Annotated in this window: 20 protein-coding genes and 1 riboswitch; of the genes, 8 read left to right on the top strand and 12 right to left on the bottom strand. The window is 57.1% G+C overall.

Annotated elements, in window-relative coordinates:
• The 9 genes from ABLV17_RS12635 to ABLV17_RS12595 all read right to left on the bottom strand — a co-directional run bounded on the left by ABLV17_RS12635 (window position 1) and on the right by ABLV17_RS12595 (window position 8,456).
• A complete protein-coding gene (locus ABLV17_RS12635; protein ID WP_045380683.1) occupies window positions 1-306 on the bottom strand; it encodes a PTS sugar transporter subunit IIB in 306 nt (101 codons plus the stop codon).
• Between the two features lie 175 nt (window positions 307-481).
• Window positions 482-2,014 (bottom strand): diguanylate cyclase, encoded by a 1,533-nt coding sequence (locus ABLV17_RS12630; RefSeq protein ID WP_308958273.1) that lies wholly within the window; start codon window positions 2,012-2,014, stop codon window positions 482-484.
• A gap of 314 nt (window positions 2,015-2,328) precedes the next feature.
• Window positions 2,329-3,462 (bottom strand): 2-iminoacetate synthase ThiH, encoded by a 1,134-nt coding sequence (gene thiH, locus ABLV17_RS12625; RefSeq protein ID WP_113375055.1) that lies wholly within the window; start codon window positions 3,460-3,462, stop codon window positions 2,329-2,331.
• Entirely contained in the window at window positions 3,459-4,229 is a 771-nt protein-coding gene (gene thiG, locus ABLV17_RS12620; protein ID WP_308958272.1) for a thiazole synthase, read from the bottom strand. The genes thiH and thiG overlap by 4 nt, the downstream gene beginning before the upstream one ends.
• A gap of 1 nt (window position 4,230) precedes the next feature.
• On the bottom strand, window positions 4,231-4,431 hold the full coding sequence (gene thiS / locus ABLV17_RS12615) for a sulfur carrier protein ThiS (protein ID WP_087859256.1): 201 nt from the start codon (window positions 4,429-4,431) through the stop codon (window positions 4,231-4,233).
• A complete protein-coding gene (locus ABLV17_RS12610) occupies window positions 4,415-5,170 on the bottom strand; it encodes a HesA/MoeB/ThiF family protein (RefSeq protein WP_087859257.1) in 756 nt (251 codons plus the stop codon). The genes thiS and ABLV17_RS12610 overlap by 17 nt, the downstream gene beginning before the upstream one ends.
• Window positions 5,163-5,798 carry a thiamine phosphate synthase gene (gene thiE, locus ABLV17_RS12605; RefSeq protein WP_308958271.1) on the bottom strand — a complete coding sequence of 212 codons (636 nt, stop codon included), beginning with the start codon at window positions 5,796-5,798 and terminating at the stop codon, window positions 5,163-5,165. The genes ABLV17_RS12610 and thiE overlap by 8 nt, the downstream gene beginning before the upstream one ends.
• Complete coding sequence (thiC, locus tag ABLV17_RS12600; protein WP_087859259.1) at window positions 5,798-7,693, bottom strand: phosphomethylpyrimidine synthase ThiC; 1,896 nt, start codon at window positions 7,691-7,693, stop codon at window positions 5,798-5,800. Before thiC ends, thiE begins: the two co-directional genes overlap by 1 nt.
• 88 nt (window positions 7,694-7,781) lie before the next feature.
• Window positions 7,782-7,906, bottom strand: a riboswitch (TPP riboswitch).
• 52 nt (window positions 7,907-7,958) lie between these two features.
• Window positions 7,959-8,456 (bottom strand): Rsd/AlgQ family anti-sigma factor, encoded by a 498-nt coding sequence (locus ABLV17_RS12595; RefSeq protein ID WP_047067104.1) that lies wholly within the window; start codon window positions 8,454-8,456, stop codon window positions 7,959-7,961.
• A 90-nt stretch (window positions 8,457-8,546) separates the two neighbouring features.
• Here ABLV17_RS12595 and nudC point away from each other — a divergent pair, with 90 nt between their 5' ends.
• From nudC to ABLV17_RS12565, 6 genes are all read left to right on the top strand, one after another.
• Window positions 8,547-9,320 carry an NAD(+) diphosphatase gene (gene nudC, locus ABLV17_RS12590; RefSeq protein WP_271032413.1) on the top strand — a complete coding sequence of 258 codons (774 nt, stop codon included), beginning with the start codon at window positions 8,547-8,549 and terminating at the stop codon, window positions 9,318-9,320.
• Window positions 9,321-9,360: 40 nt separating this feature from the next.
• Complete coding sequence (hemE, locus tag ABLV17_RS12585; RefSeq protein WP_015704014.1) at window positions 9,361-10,425, top strand: uroporphyrinogen decarboxylase; 1,065 nt, start codon at window positions 9,361-9,363, stop codon at window positions 10,423-10,425.
• 12 nt (window positions 10,426-10,437) lie between these two features.
• On the top strand, window positions 10,438-11,109 hold the full coding sequence (nfi, locus tag ABLV17_RS12580; protein WP_348854307.1) for a deoxyribonuclease V: 672 nt from the start codon (window positions 10,438-10,440) through the stop codon (window positions 11,107-11,109).
• A gap of 42 nt (window positions 11,110-11,151) precedes the next feature.
• The gene (locus ABLV17_RS12575) at window positions 11,152-11,742 is read left to right on the top strand and encodes a YjaG family protein (protein WP_058674285.1); all 591 of its coding nucleotides are present in this window, start codon (window positions 11,152-11,154) and stop codon (window positions 11,740-11,742) included.
• Between the two features lie 186 nt (window positions 11,743-11,928).
• A complete protein-coding gene (gene hupA, locus ABLV17_RS12570; RefSeq protein ID WP_002884342.1) occupies window positions 11,929-12,201 on the top strand; it encodes a nucleoid-associated protein HU-alpha in 273 nt (90 codons plus the stop codon).
• 12 nt (window positions 12,202-12,213) lie between these two features.
• Window positions 12,214-12,906 carry a DUF1481 domain-containing protein gene (locus tag ABLV17_RS12565; RefSeq protein ID WP_015704017.1) on the top strand — a complete coding sequence of 231 codons (693 nt, stop codon included), beginning with the start codon at window positions 12,214-12,216 and terminating at the stop codon, window positions 12,904-12,906.
• A gap of 3 nt (window positions 12,907-12,909) precedes the next feature.
• Here the strand turns inward: ABLV17_RS12565 and zraP are convergent, their stop codons facing one another.
• On the bottom strand, window positions 12,910-13,347 hold the full coding sequence (gene zraP, locus ABLV17_RS12560; protein WP_113375059.1) for a zinc resistance sensor/chaperone ZraP: 438 nt from the start codon (window positions 13,345-13,347) through the stop codon (window positions 12,910-12,912).
• A 260-nt stretch (window positions 13,348-13,607) separates the two neighbouring features.
• Between zraP and zraS the strand changes: the two genes are divergently transcribed.
• Together zraS and zraR are read left to right on the top strand one after the other, a co-directional pair.
• Entirely contained in the window at window positions 13,608-14,993 is a 1,386-nt protein-coding gene (zraS, locus tag ABLV17_RS12555) for a two-component system sensor histidine kinase ZraS (RefSeq protein ID WP_308958269.1), read from the top strand.
• Window positions 14,980-16,311, top strand: coding sequence for a sigma-54-dependent response regulator transcription factor ZraR (gene zraR / locus ABLV17_RS12550; protein ID WP_308958268.1), 1,332 nt, complete (start codon window positions 14,980-14,982; stop codon window positions 16,309-16,311). The genes zraS and zraR overlap by 14 nt, the downstream gene beginning before the upstream one ends.
• Here the strand turns inward: zraR and purD are convergent.
• On the bottom strand, window positions 16,301-17,596 hold the full coding sequence (gene purD / locus ABLV17_RS12545; RefSeq protein ID WP_348854306.1) for a phosphoribosylamine--glycine ligase: 1,296 nt from the start codon (window positions 17,594-17,596) through the stop codon (window positions 16,301-16,303). The genes zraR and purD overlap by 11 nt on opposite strands.
• Window positions 17,597-17,611: 15 nt before the next feature.
• Window positions 17,612-19,201: a bifunctional phosphoribosylaminoimidazolecarboxamide formyltransferase/IMP cyclohydrolase gene (purH, locus tag ABLV17_RS12540; RefSeq protein ID WP_087859265.1), complete on the bottom strand. Its 1,590-nt coding sequence runs from the start codon at window positions 19,199-19,201 to the stop codon at window positions 17,612-17,614.
• Between the last annotated feature and the right edge of the window lie 411 nt (window positions 19,202-19,612).

Genomic DNA, 19,612 nt, shown 5'->3' with positions numbered 1-19,612 from the left:
TTACTCCATCAGCTTCAGGGCTTTATCCAGAACGGCATCGCCTTTCATCATGCCGTAATCCATCATATCGATAACGGCGACCTTTTTACCGACCGGGTCGGCTAGCGCCTGTAATTTCGCCTGCTCATACTTCACCTGTGGGCCGAGCAGGATAATATCCGCCGCGGCCAGGTTATCCTTGAACTCCGCTACCGGCACGGCTTTGATCGAGACTTCGATGCCTTTCTTTTGCGCGGCGTCTTTCATGCGTTGCACCAGCATGCTGGTAGACATTCCTGCGGCACAGCATAAAACGATATTCTTCATAGTTTCATCGCCCTTATGTATGTTCCTTGATGCATCATCTTTATCGCGGGCGGCGGCGCGGCACAACCGCTTCACCATGATTGTGTGTAAAACATCACAAAAAATGAAACCGGTTTCAATTTTGCAGCGGCAGAGATAAAAAGGCCCGCACAAGCGGGCTATCAGGGAGTTATGCTCAGGCGCGAACGATTCGGTTCTTGCCCTGCTGTTTGGCCTTATACAACGCTTCATCCACGCTAACGACCAGTTTTTCCAGCGGCTCCATATTCCATTCCCCGAGGCCGGCGCTAAAGGTGACGGTTAATCCTTCTTCGCGCCAGGTTCGGCTGGCAACGTTAAGACGCCAGCTCTCCAGAATGGTGAGTGCGTTGTCGATATGTTCGGCAGGGAAGATGACGGCAAACTCTTCGCCGCCGTAGCGGTAAAGCGAGATCTCCTGCGGCTGCAGGATCTGTATCCCTTCACGCGCGACGTTGCGCAGCACGATGTCGCCATTGAGATGGCCCCAGGTATCGTTAATTGATTTAAAGTTATCGATATCGACCAACGCGAGGGCGAAAGGCTGGTGATCGTTCATCAGCGCGGCGATATCGCTGTCGAAGGCGCGACGGTTTTTGCAGCCGGTTAGCGCATCGATGGTGGCCTGGCGGACATAGGTGAGCTCGCGCTGCTTATTGCTCTCGATAGCCTTGCTGAGCATGGCTTCCAGCCGCGGTGCGCGTTTGACGTCGCCGGTCTTAATGGCGTTAATGATGTTCATCAGTACGGTACGCGAAGCGTGGCGCAGATACAGCCCGAACAGGACGATGACAATGGCGGCGAGGGCGAATCCCCAGGCGACAATATCGGTTTCATAGCGCGTCAGGTCATCAAGGGTGGTATCGGTGACGCGGAAAATAACGAACCAGTCGGGGTTGGTAAAGGAATAGTAGTAGTACCAGGCCTTATGTTCCTCATCATAAAGTTGGCCTTCCGCGCTGGTCATTTTGTCCATCAGTTCCGCGCTAACGTAGGTTTTAAATAGCGCGCCGGTATCGGGATGGATCACCACTTTGCCGTCGCGTTGCACGACAAAAAACTCCCCCTGTACCGGCGAGACAATCTGCCGTAACGCGTAGCCCATCGAGGTCAGATCCATATGAAACGCCAGGCTACCTTTGAGCCTCCCCTGCGGCGAAATGACAGGCCGGTAGACGGTGACGGTAGGATGGTGGGTGAAGTAGTCAAGGTAAGGAGTGGTATAGAGACTGAATGTACTGGCTTCCGCCTGACGAATAAACCAGGGGCGCGTTTTCGGATCAAACGTGCGGCTCTCATCGCCTTCCATCACTTCGGGAGCGCGCAGATAATGGCCGAGAGTATCGGCAAGCGAAATGGAGGAGACTGTCGGCATCAGCTCCTGCAGACGCATCAAGTCGTCCAGACCCTTTTGCGGATTGACATTTACGGCGATATTGAGCGCATCGTCACGGGCAAAGTATTTCGTCGCGCGCGCCAGAATGTAGTCATTCTCGCGCAGCAGCGATTCGGTGTAGTTCACCGCAAGGTTATGGGTGAAGTTACGGTTAATATGATGATAATCTTCAAGAAAGTTTTTCTTTTGCGTCGCGGTAACAAAGATTGCAATCAGTAAAAAACTGAGCAAAATCCCCGCAAACCCCACTACGATCGGCGTAGTAAAAGAGAGCTTTCTGTTGTGGCGTGCCATAATTTGTTAATCGTCCGGGATTTATAAACCGTGGGTTTAGACGCAGGTTAAGCCAGCATGCCTGCTTAGCGAATCAGGTAACTATCGCTAAATTATAACGCTGAGTGCGCTCATCATCGTGATTAATATTTGATAGCAATATGTTTGCGGTAGTGCGGACGGTAGAGGCAGGGCGAAGAGAGGAAAGAAAAGCTCGCCCTGGTCAGCGTCCGCTGCTGACCAGGGCAGAATAGAAAAACGGCGGCAGTTCGGCGAGCCTCCGTTTTTCATCTCTCGTGCAGGCACGCAAAATAATCAGCTGCTTGCAGCATGCTTTATGATGATTGCGAGGCGCGTCCCAGCCAGCTATCCCAGTCTTTCCATACCGGCTGCAGACCACGGGCGGTCAGCGCGCTGGCGACTTCTTCAGGGCGGCGATCGTCGTGTGGCGCAAATTGCTCAAGTTCCGGATGATCGTCGGCGTAGCCGCCGGGCTGGGTTTTGGAGAACGCGCTAACGTTGTTAATCGCCAGCGGGATCACCCGGTCGCGGAACCACGGTGATTCACGGGTCGATAGCGACAGCTCAACCTCCGGCGCCAGCAGGCGGAAAGCGCAAATCGTCTGCACCAGCTGACGTTCGTCCATTAATGAGGCTGGCGTAATGCCTCCGGCGCAAGGGCGTAAACGCGGGAAGGAGATAGAGTAGCGGCTGCGCCAGTAGCGCTGCTGTAGCCACAGCAGATGTTCGGCGACCATAAAGCAGTCCACCCGCCAGCTGTCGGAAAGACCAATGAGCGCGCCGAGGCCGATCTTGTCGATCCCCGCTTCGCCCAGGCGATCCGGCGTATCCAGACGCCAGAAGAAATCCTGCTTTTTACCTTTCAAGTGGTGCTGGGCATACATGCCTTCATGGTAGGTCTCCTGATAGACCATCACCCCATCAAGCCCCAGCGTTTTTAGTTCGGCATACTCGTCGGTCGCCATCGGCTGCACTTCCATATGCAGCGAGGCAAACTGGCGGCGGATGGCTGGCAGGTGCTGGCGGAAATAATCCATTCCGACCTTACTCTGATGTTCGCCGGTGACCAGTAACAAATGCTCAAAGCCTAATTCGCGGATCGCGGCGCATTCGCGGGCAATCTCTGCTGCATCCAGCGTCTTGCGCTTAATGCGATTACTCATTGAGAAGCCGCAGTAGGTACAGTCGTTGGCGCACAGGTTGGACAAATACAGCGGTACGTAAAAGCTGACGGTGTTGCCGAAGCGCTGGCGGGTGAGGCGCTGCGCGCGTTGGGCCAGCGGTTCAAGGTAATCGGCCGCGGCAGGAGAGAGCAGGGCCATCATGTCATCGCGGGTGAGCTGTTTTGCCGCCAGCGCCCGTTCGACGTCGGCGGCGGTTTTGCTGTTGATGCGCAGGCGGATGTCATCCCACTCCAGCTGCCGCCAGCGATCGCTAAAAGTTTTCATGCCAGCCCCTCCAGAAAGCCGGTCAGCGGGCTGGTGGCCTGCGCCTGAGTACTGCGCGTTCCCGGTCCGGCCTGACGCGCCAGCAATCCGGCATCGACCGCCATGCGGAAGGCGCGAGCCATGGCGACAGGATCGTCGGCGACGGCAATGGCGGTGTTGACCAGTACCGCATCAGCGCCCATCTCCAGCGCCTGCGCCGCGTGGCTTGGCACGCCAATCCCGGCATCAACCACCACCGGTACCGTCGCCTGTTCGATAATAATCTCCAGCATGGCTTTGGTTTCCAGCCCTTGGTTGGAGCCTATCGGCGCGCCCAGCGGCATCACCGCCGCGCAGCCGACCTCTTCCAGCCGTTTGCACAGGACCGGGTCGGCGCCGCAATAGGGCAGGACGACAAACCCTTCGCGCACCAGCAGCTCCGCCGCCTTCAGGGTTTCAATGGGGTCAGGCAGTAGCCAGCGGGCGTCCGGGTGGATCTCCAGTTTCAGCCAGTGGGTGCCTAAGGCTTCCCGCGCCAGGCGGGCGGCAAAAACCGCTTCTTCCGCCGTCTTGGCGCCTGAGGTATTCGGCAGCAGGTTAACGCCCGCCGCCAGCAGCGGCGCGAGAATCGCGTCATTATGCTGGCGTAAATCGACGCGCTTCATCGCCAGCGTCACCAGCTGGCTTCCCGAGGCGCGAATCGCCTCGACCATCACCTCTGGGGCGGCGAATTTGCCGGTTCCGGTAAAAAGGTGGGATTCAAATGTCTTATCGGCAATACGTAACATATCAGCCTCCGGCGATAACCTGAAAAAGCAGGACCCGATCGCCTTCCTGCAAGAGATGATCTTCCCACCGTTCGCGTGGCAGGATGTGTTGATTGAGCGCCAGCGCAACGCCCGGCTGGAGCTGTTCCAGTTGACTGAGCAGGGCGCTTACGCTGAGGTTGTCCGCGCATTCCAACGGTTCGTCGTTAAACCAGATTTGCATCATGGCCTCCGCATACCGGGCAGCCCTGGGCCTTTTGCAGCGCAAGGTTGCGCCAGTTGCTGGTGCGGGCATCAAACAGCCGTAGCGTGTTGCGCGGCGTCGCCATGCCGCTAAGGAGCTTTATGGCCTCCAACGCCTGCAGCGTCCCCATCATGCCGACGACCGGACCGACGATCCCCGCAGTGCGGCAGTTACGTTGCGGTTCGGCGGTGTCCGGCCACAGGCAGCGGTAGCAGCCCTGCGCCCACGGCGGCGTCAGCACCATCAACTGGCCGCCGAAGCCGACGGCGCTGGCGGTTACCAGCGGCGTCTCAAGGGCTACGCAGGCGGCGTTAATCGCCTGGCGGGCGATCATGTTATCGGTACAGTCCAGCACCACGTCGGCTTTCGCCACTTCGGCGCGCAACGCCTCGCCGCTTAAGCGCTGCTGTAGCGCCACGAGGCGGATTTGCGGATTGAGTTGGTTGAGCCGCGTCTTTGCCGCCGTGGCTTTTGGCTGGTCAATATCGTCGCTGGTGAACAGAATTTGTCGCTGCAGGTTGCTGAGATGCACCGCGTCGTCATCGGCCAGGGTCAGCGTCCCGACGCCGGCCCCCGCCAGATATAGCGCTGCCGGCGAACCTAAGCCGCCCAGGCCGATAATCAGCGCCCGGCTGGCTAACAGTTTCTGCTGTCCCTCAATGGCGATATCTTCCAGCAATAGCTGGCGGCTGTAGCGCATGAAATCGTGATCATTCATCGCCTGCTCCCGCCAGTGCTAACAGTTGTGCAGTGGCAGCCCGCCAGTCTGCTGCCTGGGTAATGGCGCTGACTACCGCGATGCTGCCAACGCCGGTCGCCAGTACGTCCGGCGCTTTTTCCAGACTGATTCCGCCGATCGCTACCGTCGGATAATCGGCCAGACGATGAATATGCCCGGCAAGCTGTTCGAGGCCCTGCGGCGCCGAAGGCATCTGTTTGGTTTGTGTCGGGAAGACGTGGCCCAGCGCGATGTAGGAAGGGCGCGCCGCCAGCGCGACGTCAATTTCCATGTCGTCGTGGGTGGAGACGCCAAGGCGCAGTCCGGCTTTACGGATGGCGCTCAGGTCGGTGGTTTCCAGGTCCTCTTGTCCCAGATGTACTCCGTACGCCTGGTGCTTAATCGCCAGTTGCCAGTAATCATTGATAAACAGTCGCGCGTGATAGCGGCGGCCAAGCGCGATGGCGGCGATGACGTCATCCTCCACATCGCTGTCGCGCTGGTCCTTGATCCGCAACTGAATGGTGCGCACGCCGGCTTCCAGCAGGCGCTCAATCCATGTCACGCTATCGACAACCGGATAAAGCCCGAGACGAAACGGTACGGGCGGAAAGTCAGGCTGGTACATCAGGCATTTTCCTTTTTCAGGTAGATTTCACCGCCGCGGGCGCGGAAGTTATTCGACATATCGGCCATGCCGGCCTCGATACTTTGCTTCGCGGCGTAGTCGCGGACCTCCTGGGTGATTTTCATCGAACAGAATTTCGGCCCGCACATGGAGCAGAAGTGGGCGACTTTGCCGGATTCCTGCGGCAGGGTTTCATCGTGATAGGCCCGCGCGGTAAAGGGATCGAGCGCGAGGTTGAACTGGTCTTCCCAGCGGAATTCGAAACGCGCTTTGGACATCGCGTTGTCGCGGATCTGCGCCCCGGGGTGGCCTTTAGCGAGGTCGGCGGCGTGGGCGGCGATTTTATAGGTAATCAGCCCCTGTTTTACATCCTCTTTGTTGGGCAAGCCGAGATGTTCTTTTGGCGTGACGTAGCACAGCATGGCGCAGCCAAACCAGCCAATCATTGCCGCGCCGATACCGGAAGTGAAATGATCATAGCCCGGCGCGATGTCGGTGGTGAGCGGCCCCAGCGTGTAGAACGGCGCTTCGTGGCAGTGCTCCAGTTCTTCGGTCATATTGCGGCGAATCATCTGCATCGGCACGTGGCCGGGGCCTTCAATCATCACCTGAACGTCATACTCCCAGGCGATTTTAGTCAGCTCGCCCAGCGTATGCAGCTCGGCGAACTGCGCCTCGTCGTTGGCATCCTGAATCGAGCCGGGGCGCAGACCATCGCCGAGGGACAGCGACACGTCATAGGCGGCGCAGATTTCACAGATTTCGCGGAAGTGCTGGTAGAGGAAGTTTTCCTGATGATGCGACAGGCACCACTTGGCCATGATCGAACCGCCGCGCGAGACGATACCGGTCAGCCGCTTCGCGGTCATCGGCACGTAACGCAGCAGCACCCCGGCATGAATCGTGAAGTAGTCGACGCCCTGTTCGGCCTGTTCCAGCAGGGTATCGCGGAAGGCTTCCCAAGTCAGGTTCTCGGCAATGCCGTTGACCTTCTCCAACGCCTGGTAAATCGGGACGGTACCAATCGGCACCGGGCTGTTGCGCAGGATCCATTCGCGGGTCTCGTGGATATAGCGGCCGGTGGAGAGGTCCATTACCGTGTCGGCGCCCCAGCGGGTTGACCAGACCAGCTTCTCGACCTCTTCTTCGATGGAAGAGGTCACCGCCGAGTTGCCGATATTGGCATTCACTTTCACCAGGAAGTTGCGGCCGATAATCATCGGCTCAGATTCCGGGTGATTGATATTGGCCGGGATGATGGCCCGCCCGGCAGCGACTTCATCGCGGACGAATTCGGCGGTAATGTTGTCCGGCAGGCGGGCGCCAAAGCCTTCTCCGGCATGCTGCTGGCGCAGCGCCTCGCTGCGGATACGCTCGCGGCCCATGTTTTCGCGAATGGCGATGAATTCCATCTCCGGGGTGACGATCCCCTGACGGGCGTAGTGTAGTTGCGTCACGCATTTGCCAGCGACGGCGCGTTTAGGGGTCAGCAGGCCGCCGAAGCGCAGTTCATCAAGGCCATCGTCGGCCAGCCGCGCTTTAGTGTAAGCCGAGCTGCGTTCGCTAAGCGGCGCGCAGTCGTTACGCGCGTCGATCCACGGTTGGCGTAGTTTGGCCAGCCCCTGGCGGACATCGATGTTGATCTCCGGGTCGCCATAAGGTCCGGAGGTGTCATACACCGGTATCGGTTCGTTGGCTTCGTACTGGGGGTTATCGTTATCACCGCCGATGAGCGTCGGGCTGAGCTGAATTTCACGCATTGGGACGCGGATATCGGCCTGTGAGCCTTGAATGTAGATGCGGCGAGAATTAGGAAAAGCGGTACCTTCCAGCGTATCAATAAATCGCTGCGCGTGTTCGCGTTGTTCCCGGCGGGTCAGTTTGGTAGTAGACATAGCGCATTCCAGTTACAAAAAAGGAGATGGCTTGTCAGACGACGGATGGAGTAACAGATGCGACCAGCCCGTAACGGGCAGGTGCGACCAGCAGTGTACTCTTGTTCCCTTCGCAGGTATTAGCCTGATCAGGTTCCGCGGATCCCGAATAAACGGTCTCAGCCTTTTCCACTTTAGTTTTCGTGTGGAAAATAGGCACTCCGACAAGATGAAATCCCTCCGCAGAGGGATAATGTATGTAAATTACTCGTTAACGGTTCACAACTCAAGCGGTCGGCGCGATATTGTCGCCAACGTTGTCTTTCCGATCGTGAGCGACGACCAGCGCCAGCAGCTTGTCCTCAAGCGCGAAGCGCGCCTCCAGCGATTCGCCGATATCTGACAGCGCCTGCTGAAATTCGAGATAGTTATCATGATCGATGGCGTTTTCGAGGCAGGTATCGTAGTAGTCCATCATCTGCTGGGTATTGGCTTCCAGCTGCGGGTAGATTTTGGTGGCGGCTAAAAGAGGGGTACTCCCTTCCATTTCTCCGATAATACGTTCATAAATATTAAAATGACCGGATGAGAGGTAATCCACCAGGCTTTGGCAAAAGTCATCCAGCGCCTTTTCATTAAGCCGCATAAAGGACTCTTTGCCGGGTTTCAGGCCAACCAGGTTGTAGTAAGCCACGAGCAAATGCTTACGCACAAGCAGCCAGCGATCGACCAGTTTGTTATTGCCTCCAACACGTTCCGTCAGGTTTTCCAGCTGGTTTAACATGATTGACTCCGCAAGATTAAAAATAACGTTGCTCAGCAAATGTAAATATAATGTTAAAAGTGCCAGTAAAACGAAGGTAGCGCAATAGATATGGATCGTATTATTGAAAAATTAGATCGCGGCTGGTGGATCGTCAGTCACGAACAAAAATTATGGCTTCCCGCAGGGGAATTACCACATGGCGAAGCGGTAAATTTTGATCTTGTCGGTGAACGCGCGCTACATCTCGGCGAGTGGCAAGGCGAAGCGGTGTGGCTGGTGCGCCAGGATCGTCGCCATGATATGGGATCGCTGCGCCAGATATTGGATCAGGATCCTGGGCTTTTCCAACTGGCAGGGCGCGGGATCCAGTTGGCCGAGTTTTATCGATCGCATAAATTCTGCGGCTACTGCGGCCACCCGATGCATGTCAGTAAAACCGAGTGGGCGATGCTGTGCGGCCACTGCCGCGAGCGCTATTATCCGCAAATTGCCCCCTGCATTATCGTCGCCATTCGTCGCGACGATTCAATTCTGCTGGCGCAGCATACACGCCATCGTAATGGTGTCCATACGGTGTTGGCCGGGTTTGTCGAAGTGGGCGAAACCCTTGAGCAGGCGGTCGCCCGCGAAGTGATGGAAGAGAGTGGAATTAAGGTGAAAAACCTACGCTATGTGACCTCCCAGCCGTGGCCCTTCCCGCAATCACTGATGACCGCCTTTATGGCTGAATACGATAGCGGCGATATTGTCGTGGATAAAAAAGAGCTGCTGAGCGCAGAGTGGTATCGCTATGACGATTTGCCGCTACTGCCGCCGCCGGGCACCGTAGCGCGACGCCTGATCGAAGATACGGTGGCGATGTGTCGGGCAGAGTACGAGTGACATGTTACACTGGGCGCATCAACGCTAAAGGAATGTAAAAATGACCGAACTGAAAAACGATCGTTACCTGCGTGCGCTGCTGCGCCAGCCGGTTGATGTCACCCCGGTGTGGATGATGCGCCAGGCGGGCCGCTATCTCCCGGAATATAAAGCCACCCGCGCGCAAGCGGGCGATTTCATGTCGCTGTGTAAAAATGCCGAGCTGGCCTGCGAAGTGACGCTACAGCCGCTGCGCCGTTACCCGCTGGATGCAGCGATCCTCTTTTCGGACATCCTGACCATTCCGGATGCGATGGGGCTGGGGCTGTACTTTGAAGCTGGCGAAGGCCCGCGCTTCACTTCGCCGGTGAAATGCAAAGCCGACGTCGACAAACTGCCGGTGCCGGACCCGGAACAAGAATTAGGCTACGTGATGAACGCCGTGCGCACTATTCGCCGTGAACTGAAAGGCGAAGTGCCGCTGATTGGTTTTTCCGGCAGCCCGTGGACGCTGGCGACCTACATGGTTGAAGGCGGCAGCAGCAAAGCCTTTACCGTCATCAAAAAGATGATGTACGCCGAACCGCAGGCGCTGCACGCGCTGCTGGACAAGCTGGCGAAAAGCGTCACCCTGTATCTGAACGCGCAGATCAAAGCGGGCGCGCAGTCGGTGATGATTTTCGACACCTGGGGCGGCGTGTTGACCGGCCGCGACTATCAGCAGTTCTCGCTCTACTACATGCATAAAATCGTCGATGGCCTGCTGCGGGAAAACGAAGGTCGTCGCGTACCGGTGACGCTGTTCACCAAAGGCGGCGGACAATGGCTGGAAGCGATGGCGGAGACCGGCTGCGATGCGTTGGGTCTCGACTGGACGACCGATATTGCCGACGCTCGCCGTCGCGTAGGCCACAAAGTGGCGCTTCAGGGCAATATGGACCCGTCGATGCTTTATGCGCCTGCCGCCCGTATTGAAGACGAAGTGGCTAACATTCTCGCCGGCTTCGGCCAGGGCGAAGGCCATGTCTTTAACCTTGGCCACGGCATCCATCAGGACGTCGACCCACAGCATGCAGGAGTCTTTGTTGAGGCGGTACATCGTCTCTCCGCGCAATATCACCAATAGGAGATAAGCATGATGGATTTAGCTGCGCTACGAACCCAACAGCAATCTTTAGCCGCGTCGGTAGAACGTGCGGACCGTTTGGATCGCGACCCGCCGGTGCTGATCGGCGGCGCCGATGTGGGGTTTGAGCAGGAGGGGGAAATTACCCGAGCTGCGATGGTGCTGCTAACTTATCCGGGGCTTGAACTGGTGGAGTATCAGGTGGCGCGCGTCGCCACCACGATGCCGTACATCCCCGGCTTTCTCTCCTTTCGCGAGACCCCCGCGCTGCTGGCGGCGTGGCAACAGCTATCGCAAAAGCCCGATCTGTTGTTCGTCGATGGCCACGGTATTTCACATCCCCGGCGGCTTGGCGTCGCCAGCCATTTTGGCCTGATGGTTGATGTGCCAACGATTGGCGTAGCGAAAAAACGTTTATGCGGCAAGTTTGAACCGCTCGGCGCCGAGCCCGGCGCGCTGGCGCCATTAATCGACAATGGCGACCAGCTGGCCTGGGTCTGGCGCAGCAAAGCACGCTGCAACCCACTGTTTATCAGTACCGGCCACCGCGTAGGTATCGATAGCGCGTTAATGTGGGTGGAACGCTGTATGCAGGGCTATCGGCTACCCGAGCCGACGCGCTGGGCCGATGCCGTGGCGTCCCGTCGGCCTTCCTTTGTGCGTTGGCAAGCAAATCACGGCTGATTCAGGTACACTGCGCCTAATTTCTGACTTCGAGAATTCATCATGTTACAAAACCCGATTCACCTGCGCCTGGAGAAACTGGAGAGCTGGCAGCACGTCACCTTTATGGCCTGCCTGTGCGAGCGTATGTACCCCAACTACGCCATGTTCTGCAAGCAAACTGAGTTTGGCGACGGCCAGTTATATCGTCGTATCCTTGACCTGATCTGGGAAACGCTGACGGTAAAAGATGCGAAGGTGAATTTCGATAGTCAGCTGGAAAAGCTGGAAGAGGCGATTCCGTCCGCAGATGACTACGACATGTACGGCGTCTATCCGGCTATCGATGCCTGCGTCGCGCTGAGCGAATTAATCCACTCACGCCTGAGCGGTGAAACGCTGGAACATGCTATCGAGGTCAGTAAGACTTCCATTACTACCGTCGCAATGCTGGAAATGACCCAGGAAGGTCGCGAAATGACCGATGAAGAGCTCAGAGTCAACCCGGCGGTTGAACAAGAATGGGACATTCAGTGGGAGATTTTCCGCCTGTTGGCCGACTGCGAAGAACGCGATCTTGAACTGATTAAAGGGCTGCGCGCAGACCTGCGAGAGGCCGGCGAAAGCAATATTGGTATAAATTTTCAGCAATGAGACCACAAAACGTGATTTACCGCCTGAATTGTAGCGTCTGAAGACTTCCATTCCGCCCCCTGTCTGGTCTACATTTGGGGGGCGAAAAAAAGTGGCTATCGGTGCGTGTATGCAGGAGAGTGCTTTTCTGGCATTTCCGTCGCACTCGATGCTTAGCAAGCGATAAACACATTGTAAGGATAACTTATGAACAAGACTCAACTGATTGATGTAATTGCGGACAAAGCTGACCTGTCTAAAGCACAGGCAAAAGCTGCCCTGGAATCCACCCTGGCTGCAATTACCGAGTCTCTGAAAGAAGGTGATGCTGTTCAACTGGTTGGTTTCGGTACCTTCAAAGTGAACCACCGTGCTGAGCGTACTGGCCGCAACCCGCAGACCGGTAAAGAAATCAAAATCGCTGCAGCTAACGTGCCAGCATTTGTTTCTGGCAAAGCGCTGAAAGACGCAGTCAAGTAAGACCGCGTGGCAGTGTCCAGTTTTAACGAAGGGGCTTTTAAGCCCCTTTTGTCTAACTGGCGTCGCACGCTGACGCTGGCAGGCGCGCTATTGCTCACTGCCTGCAGTCATGACTCCTCTCTACCGCCTTTTACCGCCAGCGGCTACGCCGATAACCAGGGCGCGATGCGTATCTGGCGCAAAGATGCCGGCGATGAAGTGCACCTGCTTGCCGCCTTTAGTCCGTGGCACCGCGGCGACACCTCAACCAGCGAGTACCGCTGGCAGGATGGCCAACTAACGCTTATTGAACTCAATGTGTACGGCAAACCGCCGGAACATATTCGCGCCCGCTTTGACGCCCAGGGCGAGCTGAGCTTTATGCAGCGGGAAGTAGATGGTGAAAAACAGCAGCTTTCCAACGACCAGGTCGCGCTGTACCGCTATCGGGCGCAGCAAATCCGCGAAACCAGCGACGCCTTGCGTCAAGGACGAGTGGTATTACGACAGGGACGCTGGCATGCCGATCGTACCGTGACTACCTGTGAAGGCCAGACCGTGAAGCCTGACCTTGATGAGCGGGCATTAGCGCATATTGAACGCCGCCAGAATCACTCCTCCGTAGAGGTGAGCGTGGCGTGGCTGGAAGCACCGGAAGGCGCTCAGCTGCTGCTGGTGGCTAATGAAAACTTCTGTACCTGGCAGCCGAGCGAAAAATCGTTCTGAGTTTTACCAGTGGTTCATGCCCATATGACCACTGCCATTACCGCGGCAGCCGCCGTAACCCATACCCGCGCCGCGAGGAACGCCTGCTTCAGCCAGGGCGATATCAAATTTTACCCTCTGCTGATCCAACTGCTGGCTTAACGTTTCCATTTCCTTCGCCACGGCCTCAATTTTTCCGCTTTCTGGTTTTGGCGCAGTAAGCAGCGCATTGTACTCGTAGCGTTTGGACTGCAGCTGCTGGCGCAGGGCGCTGGTTTGCGCATAGTAATTGTCATGTAGCTTCTGCACGGTCGCTTGCTGTTCCTGGGTGAGCTGGCTGTAGCCCTGCGCGCCCATTCCGTTATTGTAGCCCCAGTGATGTCCAGCCCAGGCCGCGTGACTGCCAAAGGTCAGTGCGGCAAGCGCCACGAGGACGAGGGATAAAGTCGGTTTCCGTTTCATAGCGTGATCTCCTGTGTGGTTTCCCTCTGTGTTGCATCTTCCATGCCAGCCTGAAAAAGCGCGTCAATACTGGCCGGCCCGCGGCAAACGTGACTCTGGCGAGTAAAAATGACCCGTTGCGGCTGGAGTCAGCGAGTCATTTTTACTCGCTAAATCACCAGCGATATGTCTGAGGACAGGTTTCACGGTGTGGAAAAATGGCATGATTTCTGCTGATGGATCCTGGTGATAGCGAATAAGGACACGATAAGGACCCGCCCATGCCGCGCATTACTTCATGCTTCCGGGACTCCCTGAGCTGGTTACTGACCGGCTCGGTCGTCCTGTTGGTTATTCTTTTTTCCGCGATGATCGTCCGCGATTATGGCCGGGAGACCGCCGCCGCCCGGCAAAATATCGAAGAGAAGGGCGGTGTGCTGATCCGTGCGCTGGAGTCTGGTACGCGTGTCGGCATGGGGATGCGGATGCATCATGCGCAGCTGCAGGCGTTGCTGGAGGAGATGGCCTGGCAGCCCGGTGTGCTGTGGTTCGCGGTGACCGATGAAAACGGTAAAATTATCGCCCACAGCGATCCGCAGCAGGTGGATAAGGCGCTGTACAGTCCTGCGCAAATGCGTGAACTCAAGGTGGGCGAACAGGAGCGTTGGCGCCGGCTTGCTGAGCCGCAACCGGCGCTGGAAATTTATCGCCAGTTTCGCCCGCTCAACCCTGCTCGTGGCCACCATATGGGGATGATGAAGCGCTGTAACAGCGCGCTGGCTCAGCCCAATGTTCCACAGGTGATTTTTATCGCCTTTGATAGCCGCGAGCTGGATGCGGCGCAGGCCCGCGGCTTGCGTAACATGATGATCATGTTGGTGGCCGCGGCGCTGGTCATCGTCGCGACGATCCTCGCTCAGTTCTGGTTCCGCCGCTACCGTCGTTCACGCCAGCAGCTGCAGGAGGCGATGGCCCGCAAAGAAAAACTGATGGCCCTTGGGCATCTGGCGGCTGGCGTCGCGCATGAGATTCGCAACCCACTTTCTTCGATTAAAGGACTGGCGAAGTATTTTGCCGAGCGTACGCCGCCGGGCGGCGAGGCGCAGGAGTTAGCGCTGGTGATGGCCAAAGAGGCCGATCGCCTGAACCGGGTCGTCAGCGAGTTGTTGGAGCTGGTTCGTCCAGCCCATTTAAACTACCAGCCGGTCGATATCAACGCGCTTATTCACCACTCATTGCAGCTGGTAAGCCAGGATGCGCAGAGTCGCGGGATCGCGCTGCAATTTACTCCGCGCCCTGAATTAACCTCGATTAAAGCCGACCCTGACCGTCTCAACCAGGTGCTGTTGAATCTGTATCTGAATGCGATGCAGGCTATTGGCCGTGACGGCGTCATTCGCGTATCGGCAAGCGAAGCCGAGCGGCGACGTGTGAAAATTGTCGTTAAGGATAGCGGTAAGGGGATGAGCGATGAAGAGCTGCAGGCTATCTTCACCCCTTATTTCACCACCAAGGCGGACGGAACAGGGCTGGGGCTGGCGGTGGTACAGAATATTATCGAACAACATGGCGGGACGATCCGCGCCGAAAGCCAGCCGGGGGCCGGAGCGATATTTACGCTTTGGCTGCCGGTGGATGCTCAACGGAGGGAAGATGAGCAGCGATAAAGTACAGATTCTGGTTGTCGATGATGACGTCAGCCATTGCACGATTCTGCAGGCGCTGCTGCGTGGCTGGGGCTATCAAGTGGCGTTAGCCCACAACGGCCTGCAGGCGTTAGAACAGATCCATCGGCAGGTCTTCGACCTGGTGCTGTGCGATATCCGCATGGCGGAGATGGACGGTATCGCGACATTAAAAGAGATCAAAGCCTATAACCCGGCGATTCCGGTATTGATCATGACGGCGTTCTCCAGCGTCGGCACGGCGGTTGAGGCTATTAAGTCGGGCGCGCTGGATTATCTGGTCAAGCCACTGGATTTTGACACTCTACAGCAGACGCTGGTTCAGGCGCTGGCGCACACCCGGCAGAGCGAGAGCGATCTCAGCGCCTCGTCAGATTTTCGATGGGGCATGATTGGCGATAGTCCGGCAATGCAGGCGCTTATCAACAATATTACGCTGGTGGCGCCCTCGGACGCGACGGTGCTGATCTGCGGCGAATCGGGAACCGGTAAAGAACTGGTGGCGCGCGCCATCCACGCCTGCAGCGAGCGTCGTGACAAGCCGCTGGTGACGCTGAACTGCGCAGCGCTCAATGAGTCTCTGCTGGAGTCCGAGCTGTTCGGCCATGAAAAAGGGGCTTTTACCGGCGCGGAACGGCGGCGGGAAGGGCGTTTTGTCGAGGCGGATGGCGGCACGCTGTTTCTTGATGAAATTGGCGATATCTCGCCGTTGATGCAGGTGCGTCTGCTGCGGGCGATCCAGGAACGCGAAGTGCAGCGAGTTGGCAGTAATCAGACGCTTTCTGTCGATGTTCGGCTAATTGCCGCCACCCATCGTAATCTGGCGGAGGAGGTGAGCGCCGGGCGCTTTCGCCAGGATCTCTATTATCGCCTGAACGTCGTAACCATTGATATGCCGCCGCTGCGTCAACGGCGTGAAGATATTCCACCGCTGGCGCAGCACTTTCTTAAGCGCTATGCCGAACGCAATCGTAAAACGGTGCAGGGATTTACGCCGCAGGCGATGGACCTGTTGATTCACTACGGTTGGCCGGGGAATATCCGCGAACTGGAAAATGCGGTGGAGCGGGCGGTGGTGCTGCTAACCGGAGACTATATTTCCGAGCGTGAACTGCCGTTGGCGATAGCGGGCACGCCGCTGCCGGTCACTGGCAACGATGAGGCGCTGATTCAGCCATTAGTGGAAGTTGAAAAAGAAGTCATTCTCTCGGCGCTGGAAAAAACGGGCGGCAACAAAACTGAAGCCGCCCGTCAGTTAGGCATTACGCGTAAAACGCTGCTGGCAAAACTCAGCCGTTAGTTTTCTCACGCGCGATGGCGCGCCAGCCGATATCGTTACGGCTAAAGCTGCCGTCCCAGCGAATATCGGTCAGCAGTTCATAGGCGCGTTGTTGCGCCTGTGCCACGGTGTCACCCAGCGCGGTGACGCACAGTACGCGCCCGCCGTTGGTGACCACGCGCTGGTCGTCAGACAGTTTGGTGCCGGCGTGGAAGACTTTACCGTCTACCGCTTCCTGCTGCGGCAGGCCGTGGATCTCATCGCCCGTGTTGTAGCTGCCCGGATAGCCGCCGGCGGCAACCACGACGCCCAACGAAGCGCGGTCATCCCACTCGGAAGTTTTCTCGTCCAGCTTGCCCGCGCAGGCGGCAAGGCACAGCTCGACCAGATCGGATTTCATGCGCAGCATGATCGGCTGGGTTTCCGGATCGCCAAAGCGGCAGTTGAACTCAATAACCTTCGGGTTGCCCTGCTTGTCTATCATCAGACCGGCATACAGGAAACCGGTATAGGTGTTTCCTTCAGCGGCCATACCTTTAACGGTTGGCCAGATAATCCGCTCCATGGTGCGCTGATGGACTTCATCAGTGACTACCGGTGCCGGGGAGTAAGCGCCCATGCCGCCGGTGTTCGGGCCGGTATCGCCGTTGCCGACGCGCTTGTGATCCTGGCTGGCGGCCATCGGCAGGACGTGCTCGCCGTCGACCATGACAATAAAGCTGGCTTCTTCGCCATCGAGGAATTCTTCAATCACGATGCGGTGGCCTGCATCGCCAAAGGCGTTACCGGCCAGCATATCTTTCACCGCTGCTTCGGCTTCCTCAAGGGTCATCGCCACGATAACGCCTTTACCTGCCGCCAGACCGTCGGCTTTGATGACGATCGGCGCGCCTTTCTCGCGCAGGTAAGCCAGCGCAGGTTCAACTTCGGTGAAGTTCTGGTATTCCGCCGTCGGGATATGATGACGAGCGAGGAAATCTTTGGTGAAGGCTTTGGAACCTTCCAACTGCGCGGCGCCCTCGGTTGGCCCGAAGATGGCGAGCCCAGCGGCACGAAACGCGTCCACTACGCCAATGACCAGCGGCGCTTCCGGGCCAACGATCGTCAGATCGATTTTCTCATCCTGCGCGAAACGTAGCAGGGCTGGAATATCGGTGACGCCGATGGCGACGTTTTGCAGCGCCGGCTCCAGCGCGGTGCCCGCGTTACCCGGCGCGACATAGACGGTATCAACCAGCGGCGACTGGGCCGCTTTCCAGGCCAGCGCGTGTTCACGCCCGCCGTTGCCGATTACTAATACTTTCATCTGCTGCTCCGTGAATTAATGGCGGAAGTGGCGCATGTCGGTGAAGATCATGGCGATACCATGTTCGTCCGCGGCGGCAATCACTTCTTCGTCGCGGATAGAACCGCCCGGTTGGATAACGCAGGTGATGCCTACTGCGGCTGCGGCATCAATGCCGTCGCGGAACGGGAAGAAGGCGTCAGAAGCCATGGCGGAGCCTTTCACTTCCAGACCTTCGTCACCGGCTTTAATCCCGGCAATTTTCGCTGAGTAGACGCGGCTCATCTGACCGGCGCCTATCCCGATGGTCATATTATCTTTGGCATAAACGATGGCGTTGGATTTGACGAATTTCGCCACTTTCCAGCAGAACAGCGCATCGCGCAGCTCTTGCTCGCTCGGCTGACGTTTGCTGACCACGCGCAGTTCGCCCGCGGTGACCATACCAAGATCTCGGTCCTGAACCAGCAGGCCGCCATTAACACGTTTGAAATCGAGACCCGCGACGCGAGTATCCCATTGGCCGCAGACCAGTACGCGGACGTTCTGCTTAGCGGCGGTGATTTTCAGCGCTTCTTCGCTAGCGGATGGCGCGATGATCACTTCAACGAACTGGCGAGAGATGATCGCCTGCGCGGTTTCAGCATCCAGCTCGCGGTTAAAGGCGATGATGCCGCCGAATGCGGAGGTTGGATCGGTTTTGTAAGCGCGATCGTAGGCGTCGAGGATCGAGTCGCTAACGGCAACGCCGCACGGGTTGGCATGCTTAACGATAACGCAGGCCGGTTCGTTGAACTCTTTTACGCATTCCAGCGCCGCATCGGTATCGGCAATGTTGTTATAGGAGAGCGCTTTGCCCTGCAGCTGGGTGGCGGTAGCTACGGAAGCTTCTTTTACATTCTCTTCTATATAGAAGGCAGCCTGCTGATGGCTGTTTTCGCCGTAGCGCATATCCTGCTTCTTAATGAAGTTCAGATTCAGGGTACGCGGGAAACGACCAGCGGCTTCTTTGCTTTCACCGTGATAGGCCGGGACCATGCTGCCAAAGTAGTTAGCGATCATGCTGTCGTAAGCGGCGGTATGTTCGAAGGCTTTAATGGCGAGATCGAAGCGGGTGTCCAGCGTCAGGGAACCTTCGTTGGCGTCCATCTCATTAATGATTGCGTCGTAGTCGCTGCTCTTAACCACGATAGCGACGTCTTTATGGTTCTTCGCTGCGGAGCGCACCATAGTCGGGCCGCCGATATCGATGTTTTCCACCGCGTCTTCCAGCGAGCATCCTTCACGAGCGACGGTCTGGGCGAACGGATAAAGGTTAACGACAACCATATCGATAGGCGCGATATCGTGTTGCTGCATGATACCGTCATCCTGACCGCGACGACCGAGGATGCCGCCGTGTACTTTCGGATGCAGGGTCTTCACGCGTCCATCCATCATTTCCGGGAAACCGGTGTAGTCAGAGACTTCGGTAACCGGCAGGCCTTTATCTGCCAGCAGACGAGCGGTGCCGCCGGTGGACAGCAGCTCGACACCACGAGCGGAAAGCGCCTGCGCGAATTCGACGATACCGGCCTTGTCAGAAACACTGAGCAGAGCGCGGCGGACTGGACGACGTTGTTGCATGGTATTAAATCCCCAGGATTTGAACATTACAGAGAGCGTTAGGTGAGTTTTTGCCTAAAAACTCACCTAACGCACCCAACCGGGCATCCGTGTCATAGCGCGGCATTGTAACGAAAACGTTTGCGCAACGCTCGCGAATTTTTATCTTTCTCTTTTAGCCGATGGTTCTCTCTTTATATGGCAATGGATGTACCGGGGTTTAAGCCGTGTTTTGCCGTGTGTCTGTGGATAATTCTGTGTGTAAAAGGGTATAAAGCGGGGTTTTGCTGGGGAATGCAGCAGTCAGTCATTTTTCTGCAATTTTTCTATTGCAGGCGCTCGAGAACTCCCTATAATGCGCCTCCATCGACACGGCGGATGTGAATCACTTCACACAAACAGCCGGTTCGGTTGAAGAGAAAAATTCTGAAA

Source organism: Klebsiella sp. CN_Kp091 (assembly GCF_040065095.1).
GTDB classification, from domain to species: Bacteria; Pseudomonadota; Gammaproteobacteria; order Enterobacterales; family Enterobacteriaceae; genus Klebsiella; species Klebsiella aerogenes.
This window is presented reverse-complemented; position numbering and strand designations above follow the sequence as displayed.

Excerpts from the sequence above, each read along its gene's own strand:
- ABLV17_RS12635 (WP_045380683.1), bottom strand. The coding sequence starts at position 306 with ATGAAGAATATCGTTTTATGCTGTGCCGCAGGAATGTCTACCAGCATG.
- ABLV17_RS12630 (WP_308958273.1), bottom strand. The coding sequence starts at position 2,014 with ATGGCACGCCACAACAGAAAGCTCTCTTTTACTACGCCGATCGTAGTG.
- thiH (WP_113375055.1), bottom strand. The coding sequence starts at position 3,462 with ATGAAAACTTTTAGCGATCGCTGGCGGCAGCTGGAGTGGGATGACATC.
- thiG (WP_308958272.1), bottom strand. The coding sequence starts at position 4,229 with ATGTTACGTATTGCCGATAAGACATTTGAATCCCACCTTTTTACCGGA.
- thiS (WP_087859256.1), bottom strand. The coding sequence starts at position 4,431 with ATGCAAATCTGGTTTAACGACGAACCGTTGGAATGCGCGGACAACCTC.
- ABLV17_RS12610 (WP_087859257.1), bottom strand. The coding sequence starts at position 5,170 with ATGAATGATCACGATTTCATGCGCTACAGCCGCCAGCTATTGCTGGAA.
- thiE (WP_308958271.1), bottom strand. The coding sequence starts at position 5,798 with ATGTACCAGCCTGACTTTCCGCCCGTACCGTTTCGTCTCGGGCTTTAT.
- thiC (WP_087859259.1), bottom strand. The coding sequence starts at position 7,693 with ATGTCTACTACCAAACTGACCCGCCGGGAACAACGCGAACACGCGCAG.
- ABLV17_RS12595 (WP_047067104.1), bottom strand. The coding sequence starts at position 8,456 with ATGTTAAACCAGCTGGAAAACCTGACGGAACGTGTTGGAGGCAATAAC.
- nudC (WP_271032413.1), top strand. The coding sequence starts at position 8,547 with ATGGATCGTATTATTGAAAAATTAGATCGCGGCTGGTGGATCGTCAGT.
- hemE (WP_015704014.1), top strand. The coding sequence starts at position 9,361 with ATGACCGAACTGAAAAACGATCGTTACCTGCGTGCGCTGCTGCGCCAG.
- nfi (WP_348854307.1), top strand. The coding sequence starts at position 10,438 with ATGGATTTAGCTGCGCTACGAACCCAACAGCAATCTTTAGCCGCGTCG.
- ABLV17_RS12575 (WP_058674285.1), top strand. The coding sequence starts at position 11,152 with ATGTTACAAAACCCGATTCACCTGCGCCTGGAGAAACTGGAGAGCTGG.
- hupA (WP_002884342.1), top strand. The coding sequence starts at position 11,929 with ATGAACAAGACTCAACTGATTGATGTAATTGCGGACAAAGCTGACCTG.
- zraP (WP_113375059.1), bottom strand. The coding sequence starts at position 13,347 with ATGAAACGGAAACCGACTTTATCCCTCGTCCTCGTGGCGCTTGCCGCA.
- zraS (WP_308958269.1), top strand. The coding sequence starts at position 13,608 with ATGCCGCGCATTACTTCATGCTTCCGGGACTCCCTGAGCTGGTTACTG.
- zraR (WP_308958268.1), top strand. The coding sequence starts at position 14,980 with ATGAGCAGCGATAAAGTACAGATTCTGGTTGTCGATGATGACGTCAGC.
- purD (WP_348854306.1), bottom strand. The coding sequence starts at position 17,596 with ATGAAAGTATTAGTAATCGGCAACGGCGGGCGTGAACACGCGCTGGCC.
- purH (WP_087859265.1), bottom strand. The coding sequence starts at position 19,201 with ATGCAACAACGTCGTCCAGTCCGCCGCGCTCTGCTCAGTGTTTCTGAC.